Below are 13,908 nucleotides of genomic sequence, written 5' to 3'. Positions count from 1 at the left end.
CAGAACAATGACTTAACAACTACCACTTTAGAGGTATATAAATTCAAACATGACTGAGATCACTGGTGTAAATTGATCTAAAACAAGACAAGATTCACTCACTATTTCATCTATCCAATTAAGCAATATTATTAATCGTAGATCTCCAGTTCTTATTTGGAATAGCTCCTCACAACGCTGCTAATAAAAACGAATATGGAGATAACACTGTGAGCATAAAACACTGGATGAGCGCACCTATTGCGGTTGCGACCTTATTCGCCAGCCAATTATTTTTGGTTGACGCTCCGTTAGCGGCAGAAGAGAAGGATTTTATCGATCCTCGTAACGATGTCTTTGAACAGAACCACCCTGATCAATACCATTCTTGGAAAGCAACATCCGAAAGTGAGCACATTGAAGATGCTCTAAGTGAAGACCCAAACATGGTTATCCTGTGGGCAGGTTATGGCTTCGCGAAAGACTACAACAAAGCGCGCGGTCACTTTTACGCAATTGATGATGTTCGTCAAACCTTACGTACCGGCGCACCGACTGATGAAAAATCCGGCCCTATGCCGATGGCGTGCTGGAGCTGTAAAAGCCCAGACGTTGCTCGCGTGATTGATGAACGTGGTGAAGACGGTTATTTCGAAGGTAAATGGGCACGCTTAGGCTCAGAAATCGTCAACCCTATCGGTTGTTCCGATTGCCACAACACAGGCTCTGAAGCCTTCAAGAAAGGCGAACCTGCGCTAGCACTGACTCGCCCATACGTCGAGCGTGCTTTTGATACTATTGGTAAAAACTTTGATGAACAGTCTCGCCTAGATAAGCAAGCATCGGTCTGCGCTCAATGTCACGTTGAATACTACTTCACCGGCCCAACTAAAGCGGTTAAATTCCCATGGGATATGGGCACCACCGTTAATGACATGGAGAAATACTACGACGCGTTGAATTTCAAAGATTGGACGCATGCCGTATCTAAAGCGCCGATGCTAAAAGCGCAACATCCAGGTTTCGAAACTTGGAGAGCGGGTATTCATGGTAAAAATAAAGTGGTGTGTGTGGACTGCCACATGCCTAAAGTGACCAAAGAAGACGGTACGGTGTACACAGACCACAAAGTGGGTAACCCATTTGATCGTTTTGAAGACACCTGTGCGCAATGCCATACCCAAACTAAAGAGCAGCTACAAGGCATCGTTTCGACTCGCAAAGCGCAAGTACTGAACATGAAGCTAACCGCCGAGAAGCAAATCGTAGCGGCACACTTTGAAGCAGGCGCAGCGTGGAAAGCAGGTGCAACAGAAGCAGAGATGGAACCTATCCTACAAGATATTCGCCATGCACAATGGCGTTGGGACTACGCGATTGCTTCTCACGGTGTTCACATGCATGCTCCTGAGGTAGCACTTGAAGTACTAGGTACTGCAGTTGACCGCGCTGCTGACGCCCGTACCAAATTGGTTCGTTTACTGGCAACCAAAGGCATTACTGACCCTGTTCAAATTCCAGATATCTCGACCAAAGCGAAAGCACAACAAGCACTAGGCATGGATATGGATAAGATGAACGCAGACAAGAAACACTTCCTAGAAACAGTAGCGCCAGAGTGGGATAAAGCAGCAGCTGAACGCGAAGCCACGTATTAGTCTAACTGGCAACGGTTAACTTATAGATACAACAAGGGGCGTACTGAACGCCCCTTTTCTTTCTTTATTATCTTTATCTCTTCATCCTGATTCTATCGAGAGACAAAAATCGAATGTACTAGCGACGAGGAAGCCTAGGTCTAGGTTGAATATTTGGACGTGCTTTAGGTATCTGCACATTTGGACGAGCAACTGGACGCTGGATCTTCGTTTCCGGTAATGCTTTTCTTTGTTGAACCTTTTCTTTCACCGCCTTGCCTTGTAAAGTCGCTGGTTCAATATGCTCCGGACGATTCTCCCATTGGGTTCGAATCTCTTGCTTTTGCTCGTCAGGCAGTGATTGCCAATGATCGTCAAGTTGGCGTTTCATGTTATCGATATTGGCGGACATATCGTCGTCTTTCCAATCTTCGACTTTGTCTTTGATGGATTGCTGTTGGTCTTCATCTAAACCATTCCACCACTCTTCCAGTTTCTCTTTGTATTCATCGTCGTTATCGCAACAGCCCGGATAGTAATAAATCCAGTAGTCGTCATGATCGTACCACCACGGGTCGTAGTAACCCGATGAATAATAAACCGTAGAGGAAGAGCCAGAATGATCGGAAGAGCTACAACCCGCCAGCACAGAGCCGCACAGCAAAACCAATATGCTTAGTGCTTTATTTTTCATTCGTTGCCCACCTTTCCCTCTATTGCTTGTTAAATTGTACGCTTACAACAGCTCTTTTGCTTTGTTAATAGAGTTAATGATTTGCACCCTATCTAAATTTGGATCATCAGAATCTAATAATAGTACCCAGGCATCAATCGCTTCCTGAAATCGGAATGACAGAAAATGATCATTTGCGATCAAAGACAAAGCGGCTTCATTGTGCGGCTCTACCTGCAAAGCTTGCTCCAAAAGCAAGCTAACTTCTTGCGTCATTGATTGCTGGTGAATGTAGTACAAGGTCGTCGCTTTTGCGGCAAGTTGCGTGGCACTGACTGGCTCAGTCAGCTGGATCGCGTAATCAAAACAAATCAGCGCGCCATCAAATTCCCCCTCTAGCAGGTAGCCCTGCCCGAGTTGGAACCACAATTCAGCGTTGTTCGGATCTTCACGCAACTGGTCTTGAATCTCTTTCATGATGTCACGAGCAGTCATCATTCGTGACATTTCCGCTTGTATTGGTTTAGGCGGAGTTTGATGCAGCAATAAGAAACTGGCACTCGTCACGACAAGTACTAACAGGCAAAAACCAAACCATTGAGCAGGTTTAACTTTTGATGCACTCAGTGATAAGAGTACGATAAACAACCCCATTAGAGTGATGGCAGCGAAAAACCAAACAGACATAACACGTCCCATAAACAAAGATAACGTCAGTGTACGCATTTCTTACTTTAAATGCGTTGATACAGATACAAAAAAGCCGAGCAACTAAGGCTCGGCTTTTCATATCAGGATAACGATGTAAGATTACTCTTCGTTACCTTCCTCTGCATCATCAGCAGCTGGAGCTTCTGAAGCGTCTTGCTGCGTATTTTCGCCTGTTGACTCTAACGCTTCTGCATCTTCATCAGTAGGCAGCTCTTCATCATCAACTTCTTCAATACGTTGCAAACCAACAACTGATTCATCTTCCGCAGTACGGATAAGCGTTACACCTTGTGTGTTACGACCAACCTGGCTAACTTCACCCACACGAGTACGTACTAACGTGCCAGCGTCGGTGATCATCATCATTTCATCACCTTCAACAACCTGGATAGCACCAACTACCGGGCCATTTCGCTCAGAAACTTTGATAGAAACTACACCTTGAGTGCCACGACCTTTTGTCGGGTACTCGCTAAGTGCTGTACGTTTACCATAACCGTTTTCTGTAACCGTTAGGATGTCGCCTTCGTGCGAAGGAACAATAAGTGATACAACTTGGTCATTTTCAGCCAGTTTCATACCACGAACACCAGAGGCGGTACGACCCATAGGACGAACACCTTTAAACTTGATCTCTGGCTGACCATTCTCATCAAGAACTGGTCTACCATTTTCATCAAGTACTGGAATCTCTTCTGCTTCTTTAAAGCGAACCACTTTACCCGCTTTAGAGAACAGCATGATTTCGTTTTCGCCGTTAGTGATATCCACACCGATTAACGAATCGTCTTCACGTAGGTTCACAGCGATTAGGCCGTTTGAACGTACGTTTGCAAATTGGTTCAACGGCGTTTTCTTAACCGTACCGTCACCTGTTGCCATGAAGATGAATTTGTCTTCAGAGAATTCATCAACACGTAGAATCGCGGTAATGCGCTCACCTTCTTCGAGTGGAAGGATGTTCACAATTGGCTTACCACGCGCAGTACGGCTCGCTAGAGGCAATTGGTAAACTTTCAGGCGGTATGTCTTACCACGAGTAGAGAAACACAAGATGTTATCGTGGGTATTCGCCACTAGAAGACGCTCGATATGGTCTTCATCTTTCATCTTAGTCGCACTCTTACCTTTACCACCACGGCGCTGTGACTCGTAGTCGCTCAGTACTTGGTACTTAACGTAACCACCGTGAGATAGAGTAACCACAACGTCTTCACGTGCGATCAGCTCTTCCATGTCAATATCATGGCTCGCAGCTGTGATTTCTGTACGACGAGCGTCACCAAAGCCGTCACGAACCGCTTCAAGTTCTTCACGGATAACTTCCATCAAACGCTCAGTGCTCGCAAGGATATGCATGAGTTCAGCGATTTCTTCTAGAAGTGTTTTGTATTCGCCAAGAATCTTCTCGTGTTCTAGACCTGTTAGTTTATGTAAACGTAGATCTAGGATAGCTTGTGCTTGTTGCTCAGTCAGGAAGTACTGACCATCACGAATACCATATTCAGGCTCTAGCCATTCAGGGCGCGCAGCATCTGTACCAGCACGCTCTAGCATTGCTGAAACGTTGCCTAAATCCCAACCACGAGCGATAAGACCCGCTTTTGCTTCAGCCGGTGTAGGTGCCTTACGGATAAGCTCAATAATTTCATCAATGTTAGCAAGCGCTAGAGCTAAACCTTCAAGGATATGAGCACGTTCACGCGCTTTACGCAGTTCGAAGATAGTACGACGTGTCACAACTTCACGACGGTGATCAACGAAGCACTTCAGCATATCTTTTAGGTTGAATAGCTGTGGCTGGCCATTGTTTAGGGCCACCATGTTGATACCGAAAGTGGTTTGCAGCTGAGTCTGAGCGTAAAGGTTGTTTAGAACTACTTCGCCCACAGCATCGCGCTTACACTCAATAACAATGCGCATACCGTCTTTATCTGACTCGTCGCGCAGTGCACTGATGCCTTCTACTTTCTTATCTTTAACTAGCTCAGCGATCTTTTCGATCAAGCGAGCTTTGTTCACCTGGTAAGGAATTTCAGTGACGATAATGGTCTCTTTACCATTCTTCTCCACTTCGATGTCCGCTTTCGAACGCATGTAGATTTTGCCACGACCTGTTTTGTACGCGTCTACAATGCCTTTACGACCGCTGATAAGCGCCGCCGTTGGGAAATCAGGACCAGGAATGTAATCCATTAGTTCATCAATAGTGATTTCTTCATTATTGATGTATGCAAGACAGCCATCAATCACTTCGCCAAGGTTATGAGGCGGGATGTTGGTTGCCATACCTACTGCGATACCAGAAGCACCGTTAACCAATAGGTTTGGAATTTTAGTTGGAAGAACCGCTGGGATCTGCTCAGTACCGTCGTAGTTTGGTACGTAGTCTACGGTTTCTTTGTCTAGGTCAGCCAATAGTTCATGGGCAATTTTTGCCATTCGAACTTCGGTGTAACGCATTGCCGCAGCAGAGTCGCCATCGATCGAGCCAAAGTTACCTTGACCATCGACCAGCATGTAACGAAGCGAGAACGGCTGAGCCATACGTACGATTGTGTCGTACACAGCACTATCACCATGTGGGTGATATTTACCGATTACGTCGCCGACAACACGGGCTGATTTTTTATATGGTTTGTTCCAATCGTTGCCTAGTACGTTCATCGCGAATAAAACGCGGCGGTGTACTGGTTTTAGGCCATCACGCACATCTGGAAGAGCACGACCCACGATGACTGACATCGCATAGTCTAGGTATGAACCTCTAAGCTCATCTTCAATGTTTACGGGCGTGATCTCTTTAGCTAAATCGCTCATAGAGCCATTATCCCTCTATTATCTGATCGTAATTACGATACGTGTAAGGTGCAAAAATATAACACACAATTCATCACTTCGGCATCACTTTCCCTCTCCTTTTATCAGGTTGTGAGCTTGGTTATGAATCAAATGTCGAGAATTTGCACACTCATCCCATATCTTTCTGATTAGTGGTTATATTTCGGTCAATATTGAGCAAAATCGGACTCTTTACGCGGAAAAGCGAGGTAAATTCCTTTAACCACACAACGCGAAAATGCAGGTTTTAGAGTTATTGTCACTGGCACTAGTTCAAGGATGAACCAAAAACAATAGCTAGCGCTTTCAAAAATACAGGAACCTGTCGCTATTGTCGCGCCAGTGAACTCTGTCATTGTCCCTTAACTAAGCACATCGAGGTTGTTTGGGTATAAAACGTTGGAGTATACTGGCGCCCTCTAAAGGACTCAGATTGAATGCAATAAAACCAATTATGACTAAAGCACAAAACGTCGACCCAAGTGAAATTAAGAAATTCGAGGACATGGCTTCTCGATGGTGGGATTTAGAAGGCGAGTTTAAGCCGCTTCATCAAATTAACCCACTTCGTTTGAACTATGTACTTGAAAAAGCAAATGGCTTGTTTGGCAAGCGAACACTTGATGTCGGCTGTGGTGGTGGCATTCTTGCTGAAAGCATGGCAAAAGAAGGCGCTATTGTGACGGGGCTTGATATGGGTAAAGAACCATTAGAAGTCGCGCGACTACATGCATTAGAAACAGGCACTCAACTGACCTACATTCAGAGCACAATAGAAGACCACGCTATAGAAAACGCAGGAACTTACGATGTCGTGACTTGTATGGAGATGCTTGAACACGTTCCAGATCCTCTCTCCGTTATCCGCTCTTGTGCTGCGCTAGTCAAACCCGGTGGTCACGTGTTTTTCTCAACTTTGAACCGAAACATTAAGTCGTACTTATTTGCTATTGTCGGTGCTGAGAAGCTTCTTAAGATTGTTCCTGAAGGCACTCATGAGCACGATAAGTTTATCAAGCCAGCCGAAATGATGAAGATGATAGACCAAACTGACCTGACGGAAATGGGCATTACTGGGCTTCATTACAACCCTCTAAATGACAGCTACAAACTCGGTCGTAATGTAGATGTAAACTACATCGTTCATACTAAAAAATACTGAACGCTGTTGCGTTAAAAAATGTGTTTTGTGATTGACATTTTTTAAAGAAAATGAATCGGAAGCGGTAGCACAAAGTTGCCGCTTTTTTTGTCTTTTTATGGCTAAAATTCGTGCTCTAGATTCCATTTTGACCAAGCCATTTTTCGTAGATAAAAACGGCCAAAGATCAAGGAAAATATTTTTGCATGCGGTTATTTCTAAACCGATCTCGAAACCGTACTTTTAACCATTCAAGTCTGCCCTTTTCTCATCGGTTAGTGTTCACTTACTGATTTTTTTCATTTTGTCAGTTATCCACAAGTCATCCCCGATCTGTACCTTGATAAATCAGTGTAATAGCACTATCTTGTAACCCGCAAACAAATGAACCCCTATATGTTGTGTTTAAGCGACAATATATAGATAGACTTTGATCACAAAGCCGCCGCAAGCTTTACTCATATTGCACATAAACAAACAAAAATACGGCTTTTATCAGTTTTCTTAGGGAAATAAAGCAGAATGAACCAACAACTTACCGTCACCAAGCGTGATGGCCGTAAAGAAAGTATCGATCTGGATAAAATCCACCGCGTTATCACTTGGGCTGCAGAAGGTCTAGATAATGTTTCGGTTTCTCAAGTAGAACTTCGCGCTCACATCCAGTTTTACGACGGCATCACAACGACAGATATTCACGAGACAATCATCAAGTCTGCGGCAGACCTGATCTCTGAAGAGACTCCGGATTACCAATACCTAGCTGCTCGCCTAGCGGTATTCCATCTGCGTAAAAAAGCGTATGGCCAATACGAGCCACCAACGCTTTATGATCACGTGTCTCGCCTCGTCGATATGGGTAAGTACGATCAACATATTCTAGAAGACTACACAAAAGCAGAACTCGACGAACTTGATGCGTACCTCGACCATAAACGCGACCTAAACTTCTCATACGCGGCAGTTAAGCAGCTAGAGGGTAAGTACTTCGTACAGAACCGTGTTACGGGCCAAATTTACGAAAGTGCTCAGTTCTTATACATCCTTGTAGCAGCGTGCTTATTTGCGAAATATCCAAAAGCGACACGTCTTGATTACATCAAACGTTTCTACGATGCGACATCGACATTTAAGATTTCTCTACCTACGCCAATTATGTCTGGCGTGCGTACCCCTACTCGCCAGTTCAGCTCATGTGTTCTGATCGAGTGTGGAGACAGTCTTGATTCTATTAACGCAACAGCAAGCTCAATTGTTCGTTATGTATCTCAGCGCGCTGGTATTGGTATCAACGCAGGTCGTATCCGTGCATTAGGATCAGAGATTCGCGGTGGTGAAGCATTCCACACTGGTTGTATTCCGTTCTACAAGTACTTCCAAACAGCAGTAAAATGTTGTTCACAAGGTGGTGTACGTGGTGGCGCAGCTACTGTGTTCTACCCAATGTGGCACGGTGAAGCACGCTCACTAATGGTACTTAAGAACAACCGTGGTGTTGAAGAAAACCGTGTTCGTCACATGGACTACGGTGTTCAGTTAAACAAACTGATGTACCAACGTTTAGTTGAAGGCGGCAATATTACGCTCTTCTCACCATCTGATGTACCTGGTCTGTACGACGCATTCTTCGAAAACCAAGAAGAGTTTGAGCGTCTATACGTGAAGTACGAGAACGATCCTTCAATCAAGAAAGAAACGGTTAAAGCGATTGAAATGTTCACTCTGCTAATGCAAGAGCGTGCATCAACGGGTCGTATCTACATCCAGAACGTGGACCATTGTAATACTCACAGCCCATTTGATTCTGAAGTCGCTCCAGTTCGTCAGTCGAACCTATGTTTAGAAATCGCACTGCCAACGAAACCATTAACTAACGTTGAAGATGACTCAGGCGAGATCGCACTGTGTACGCTTTCTGCATTCAACTTAGGTGCTATCAAGTCTCTAGATGATTTCGAAGAGCTATCCGATCTTGTTGTTCGTGCGTTAGATGCACTGCTTGATTACCAAGATTACCCTCTACCAGCGGCATACAAATCGACTATGAACCGTCGTACGCTAGGTGTTGGTGTGATTAACTTTGCTTACTACTTAGCGAAGAATGGCGTGAAATACTCTGACGGTAGCGCGAACGGCCTAACTCACCGTACGTTCGAAGCAATGCAGTACTACCTATTGAAAGCATCTGTAGCACTGGCGAAAGAACAAGGTAAGTGTCCTTCATTCGACGAGACGAACTACGCGAAAGGCTTACTGCCGATTGATACGTATAAGAAAGATATCGACCTAATTTGTGACGAAGCGCTGCACTACGACTGGGACAGCCTACGTAAAGAAATTATGGAGCACGGCCTACGTAACTCAACACTGACTGCGCTAATGCCTTCTGAGACTTCTTCTCAGATTTCAAACGCAACTAACGGTATTGAGCCACCACGTGGTTACGTTTCAGTAAAAGCTTCGAAAGACGGTATCCTGAAGCAAGTTGTACCAGAGTTCACAGAACTTAAAGACAGCTATGAACTGCTTTGGAATATCGGTTCGAACGACGGTTATCTACACCTTGTGGGTATTATGCAGAAGTTTGTTGACCAAGCTATCTCTGCTAATACTAACTACGACCCGTCACGTTACGAGACTGGCAAGGTTCCAATGAAGAAACTACTTCAAGACCTGCTAACAGCGTATAAGTTTGGTGTGAAAACGCTTTACTACCACAACACTCGTGATGGCGCGAAAGATGAACAGAAAGACGCTGTTCAACCACAAGATGACGATTGTGCTGGCGGCGGTTGTAAGATTTAATCTTCCCGTACCTAGCGAACCCGTAAAGACAGACTATCGATAACCTCCCCCTTACGGGGAGGTTTAAAAGGAATTGAGGCATTATGGCTTACAGTACTTTTAACCAAAAAAAGAATGACCAATTGAAGGAACCAATGTTCCTAGGTCAATCAGTAAACGTTGCACGTTACGACCAACAAAAGTTTGAGATTTTCGAAAAACTTATCGAGAAACAACTTTCTTTCTTCTGGCGTCCAGAAGAAGTAGACGTATCTAGCGACCGTATCGATTACAACAAACTGCCAGATCACGAGAAGCACATCTTCATCTCTAACTTGAAGTACCAAACGCTTCTTGACTCTATTCAAGGTCGTAGCCCTAACGTGGCACTGCTGCCGCTTGTGTCTCTGCCAGAACTAGAGACTTGGATTGAGACTTGGTCTTTCTCTGAAACGATTCACTCTCGTTCTTACACACACATTATTCGTAACATCGTGAACGACCCTGCTGTAGTGTTTGATGATATCGTTGAGAACGAGCACATTCTGAAGCGTGCAAAAGACATCGCGCACTACTACGACGATTTGATTCAAGCGACGAATGATTACCATCGCTACGGTGAAGGTGAGCATGTCCTTAACGGTGAAACGGTTAAGGTTAGTCTGTACGATCTTAAGAAGAAGCTGTACATCTGTCTGATGTCTGTTAACGCATTAGAAGCTATTCGTTTTTACGTAAGTTTCGCATGTTCTTTCGCTTTCGCAGAACGCGAACTAATGGAAGGTAACGCGAAAATCATCAAGCTGATCGCTCGTGACGAAGCACTTCACTTAAATGGCACGCAGCACATGATCAACCTGCTACGTAACGGTCAAGATGACTTCACTTTCATGCAAATCGCAGAAGAGGCAAAACAGGACTGTTTTGACCTATTCAAAGAAGCGGCTGAGCAAGAAAAAGAGTGGGCAGAGTATCTATTCAAAGATGGCTCTATGATCGGTCTAAACAAAGACATCCTAAGCCAATACGTTGAATACATCACAAATATTCGTATGCAAGCGGTAGGTCTACCAGCAGCGTATCCAGAAGCAACAACTAACCCAATTCCATGGATTAACGCTTGGTTGTCTTCAGATAACGTTCAAGTTGCGCCTCAAGAAGCAGAAATCTCTTCTTACCTTGTGGGTCAAATTGACAATGAAGTTCGCGCAGATGACTTCGAAGGATTCGAGCTGTAATGGCAACACTCAAAATCAACAAACTGATCAGCATTGAATCCAACCCTTCCAATACGATTTTGGAAACAATGGAGCAAGCTGGCCTATTACCAGAATACAACTGCCGTGACGGGCACTGCGGCGCCTGTCGCTGCAAATTGGAGTCTGGTGAAGTGGAGTATGTTGGTTTTGCCATGGCTTACACACAAAGTGATGAAATATTACCTTGTATCTGTAAAGCAAAATCAGATTTGTCACTTAGCGGCGTTAACTACGCGATGAAAGAAAAGCAGCGCGCATAACGTTGACTCGACGGTATAAAATGCAAAAGCCAAGGTAATCACCTTGGCTTTTTGTCTCTGTGTTTTGTCTCTTAGACTACTGTAGAGAGCTTTGGTTATAAAGCACTGCTCGGGAGGTGCATCTCTTTAACTTTCTCTAAAAATGCATAATGCGCAAACATCGGTTTACGTTCTAGGTAGCGACGCAACAAGTCTAGTGCTGCCGTGCTGATCACTTTAACTTGATCACTGCGCTGATACTTTTTCGAGAGTTTATATAACGCTCCCCACTCGCCTGACGGTGTCGATAAAGCGACGGAAAAAACGCCCTCTTCAATATGGCCAGTGACGAGTGATAAATCCGTCCCACACTTCTCTCGCGTAGCACCAGCCAGAGCAAACGTTTCTGCTAATGGATCTCCGCTGTTGGCCATCGCTTGAGTCAGGCTCGGTAGTATCCAACCATGCCCTAGTTGTTTTTCAGCGTTTTCATCACCGTTTAGCCAGTACGTTAAGTATCCTCCGCTACTTTTTTCGGAGGTCGACACTGTTAGTCCTTTATCGACCAACAACTGGCCGACATTTTCAACCATAGGTAAATCAATACTAACGGTATTACTCTCAAGGTGTTTATTAATTATCTGTACTAGTTTCAAACGCTGTTCAATCTGATCTGAAGGACCAAAAAGTTTCACTTCAATAAAAGGCAAGTAAGAGCGATACCCTAGCTCATAGTCTTGAGGAAGTTTTAGCTGATCTAGCTTATCTGAAATACCGGATTCAGATAGACCAAACGTGTAGATTCGACTACAACATGAACCTTGAACATCGGGAAACACTCTTCTCAGATCGGGAAGAATTTGCGTCTCTGCCATGAGCTTAAATTCACTTGGTACACCCGGTGTGAAATAAAAAATGGCATCATTAATCAGCATTTTGAAACCGCAAGCAGTGCCTATCGGGTTGTCCAATATCTCTGCCGTTTCTGGCAGCATTGCTTGCTTTAAATTACTGTCCGGCATAGGGATGCCACGTCGAGCATACAAACTTTCTAGATGCTGCAACCACTCTTTGAATAGCACCAGTTTACAATCGGCGGCTCTCGCGGCGGCGGCAGCACTCATGTCATCCGTTGTAGGGCCTAAACCACCATTAACAATAACCACATCGTTGTTAAAGCTGAGCATTAAAAACTCTTCAACCAAACTCGATAGGCTATCACCAACCGTTGAGCGCTTTGTTAAGCCAAATCCATGTTGATAAAACAGGCTAGACAACCATGCCGCATTAGTATCAACAATATCACCGTGGAGGACTTCCTCACCAGTACTAAGCATTGCTATTTTCACAACTGACTCCTGAACGTAAGCACAATCCTATTTTCGTTATAGCGCTTATTTTTCTTTTTATTTGGACAAATCTCGCCGAGGTTTGTTGGGACTAAATAAGGGTCAAGTGTTTAAATGATTGATGTTTTGAGGGATAATTACGAGCCCGAACATACACCATTAACTCGGAGACCTTTGTGTCAAAATCATCCATGTTCAAGACGACTCTAACAGGCCTTTGCTTGGCTTCGTCAGCGCTTGCGCACGCAAGTCACTATGACCTAAGCCGTCATACAGAGTTTTCTTACACACCTGATTGTTTGTCAGGTTACTGCGAAACGACGACTCTGTACACCTTCGAGGCTCAAAATCGCGGTGTTATGTATGAACAGAATAGTGATGATTCGCTAAACCTTGACGCAGGGCTTCAGCCTAAACATCTCATCATCCCTCAAGATAAAGACTGGGATTATCTGATGGGTCAAACCTACACCATTCTAGGTCTCAGTATCGCGACCGTAGGCATGATGACTTTTCTTCCAGAAAGTATCACCAAATGGGACGAAGAAGACCGAGACATGAGTAAGTTGGGGCAAAAGTGGAAAGATAATGTCTCTGACGGCCCCGTTTGGGATCGCGATGAACATGTCCTCAACTACATCATGCACCCATATTTTGGCGGCGTTTACTACACGGCAGCACGTCACGCTGGCTATAATGAATTTCAGTCGTTTTTGTACTCCGCAACTATGTCGACGTTCTTTTGGGAGTATGGCGTGGAGGCGTTCGCAGAAGTACCATCTTGGCAGGATATTTTTATCACACCATTCTTTGGTGCTGTTGTTGGTGAAATGATGTTAACGGCTGAGCAAGACATTATTGCAAACGGCGGCGAAGTTATGGGCTCTGAAACCGCAGGTGATGTTTCGCTCTTCTTCTTAAACCCTGTTGGACATATTCATTATTGGGTAACTGATGCATGGGGCGGTAGTGCAGAACTACAATTCAATTCATCACCTTGGTTTGGAAACCAAGATGTTGCAAAATTCGCCATGGACGCAGGCGCAAACTACGACAGTCAATTTTATGGTGTCGAGTTAAAAGTAACCTTCTAATCCTAAGTTGATACTCGGTAAAAAGCAGCCTTACGATGGCTGCTTTTTTGTGCTCTGAACATTGTTTTAATTATTTGCATCACGAATTAGTGTTAAAAATTGACTTTCATCAAACATTACCCGCCCTTAGCACCTACACTAAATAAAAGGATTTATTCCAATAACTTAAGTAGCACGTTTATTCGTACTGCGTCCAAACCT

At 44.4% G+C, this 13,908-nt stretch carries 10 protein-coding genes; 6 read left to right on the top strand and 4 right to left on the bottom strand.

Annotated elements, in window-relative coordinates; all coding sequences use genetic code 11:
* Positions 1 to 209: 209 nt before the first annotated feature.
* Positions 210 to 1,637: an ammonia-forming nitrite reductase cytochrome c552 subunit gene (nrfA, locus tag R7O03_RS17515; protein ID WP_021033971.1), complete on the top strand. Its 1,428-nt coding sequence runs from the start codon at positions 210 to 212 to the stop codon at positions 1,635 to 1,637.
* A 118-nt stretch (positions 1,638 to 1,755) separates the two neighbouring features.
* On the opposite strand, the gene R7O03_RS17510 is transcribed toward nrfA, so the two are convergent.
* The 3 genes from R7O03_RS17510 to gyrA all read right to left on the bottom strand — a co-directional run bounded on the left by R7O03_RS17510 (position 1,756) and on the right by gyrA (position 5,820).
* Positions 1,756 to 2,310: a hypothetical protein gene (locus tag R7O03_RS17510; RefSeq protein WP_005376825.1), complete on the bottom strand. Its 555-nt coding sequence runs from the start codon at positions 2,308 to 2,310 to the stop codon at positions 1,756 to 1,758.
* 42 nt (positions 2,311 to 2,352) lie between these two features.
* Complete coding sequence (locus R7O03_RS17505) at positions 2,353 to 2,976, bottom strand: tetratricopeptide repeat protein (RefSeq protein WP_213872837.1); 624 nt, start codon at positions 2,974 to 2,976, stop codon at positions 2,353 to 2,355.
* A 123-nt stretch (positions 2,977 to 3,099) separates the two neighbouring features.
* The gene (gyrA, locus tag R7O03_RS17500; protein ID WP_318131910.1) at positions 3,100 to 5,820 is read right to left on the bottom strand and encodes a DNA topoisomerase (ATP-hydrolyzing) subunit A; all 2,721 of its coding nucleotides are present in this window, start codon (positions 5,818 to 5,820) and stop codon (positions 3,100 to 3,102) included.
* A gap of 475 nt (positions 5,821 to 6,295) precedes the next feature.
* Here gyrA and ubiG point away from each other — a divergent pair, with 475 nt between their 5' ends.
* The 4 genes from ubiG (at position 6,296) to yfaE (ending at position 11,285) form a co-directional block, all read left to right on the top strand.
* Positions 6,296 to 7,003: a bifunctional 2-polyprenyl-6-hydroxyphenol methylase/3-demethylubiquinol 3-O-methyltransferase UbiG gene (ubiG, locus tag R7O03_RS17495; protein ID WP_017636129.1), complete on the top strand. Its 708-nt coding sequence runs from the start codon at positions 6,296 to 6,298 to the stop codon at positions 7,001 to 7,003.
* Between the two features lie 501 nt (positions 7,004 to 7,504).
* The gene (gene nrdA, locus R7O03_RS17490) at positions 7,505 to 9,787 is read left to right on the top strand and encodes a class 1a ribonucleoside-diphosphate reductase subunit alpha (protein WP_005376819.1); all 2,283 of its coding nucleotides are present in this window, start codon (positions 7,505 to 7,507) and stop codon (positions 9,785 to 9,787) included.
* A gap of 83 nt (positions 9,788 to 9,870) precedes the next feature.
* Positions 9,871 to 11,004: a class Ia ribonucleoside-diphosphate reductase subunit beta gene (nrdB, locus tag R7O03_RS17485; protein ID WP_005376818.1), complete on the top strand. Its 1,134-nt coding sequence runs from the start codon at positions 9,871 to 9,873 to the stop codon at positions 11,002 to 11,004.
* Positions 11,004 to 11,285, top strand: coding sequence for a class I ribonucleotide reductase maintenance protein YfaE (yfaE, locus tag R7O03_RS17480; RefSeq protein WP_005376817.1), 282 nt, complete (start codon positions 11,004 to 11,006; stop codon positions 11,283 to 11,285). Before nrdB ends, yfaE begins: the two co-directional genes overlap by 1 nt.
* 95 nt (positions 11,286 to 11,380) lie before the next feature.
* Here yfaE and R7O03_RS17475 read toward each other — a convergent pair whose 3' ends face one another.
* Positions 11,381 to 12,613, bottom strand: a complete 1,233-nt coding sequence (locus R7O03_RS17475; RefSeq protein WP_017820471.1) for a CinA family nicotinamide mononucleotide deamidase-related protein — start codon at positions 12,611 to 12,613, stop codon at positions 11,381 to 11,383.
* Positions 12,614 to 12,804: 191 nt separating this feature from the next.
* Here R7O03_RS17475 and R7O03_RS17470 point away from each other — a divergent pair, with 191 nt between their 5' ends.
* On the top strand, positions 12,805 to 13,707 hold the full coding sequence (locus R7O03_RS17470; protein ID WP_031777259.1) for a DUF3943 domain-containing protein: 903 nt from the start codon (positions 12,805 to 12,807) through the stop codon (positions 13,705 to 13,707).
* Positions 13,708 to 13,908 lie beyond the last annotated feature (201 nt).

Source organism: Vibrio sp. Vb2960, from assembly GCF_033337665.1.
GTDB classification, from domain to species: Bacteria; Pseudomonadota; Gammaproteobacteria; order Enterobacterales; family Vibrionaceae; genus Vibrio; species Vibrio alginolyticus.
This window is presented reverse-complemented; position numbering and strand designations above follow the sequence as displayed.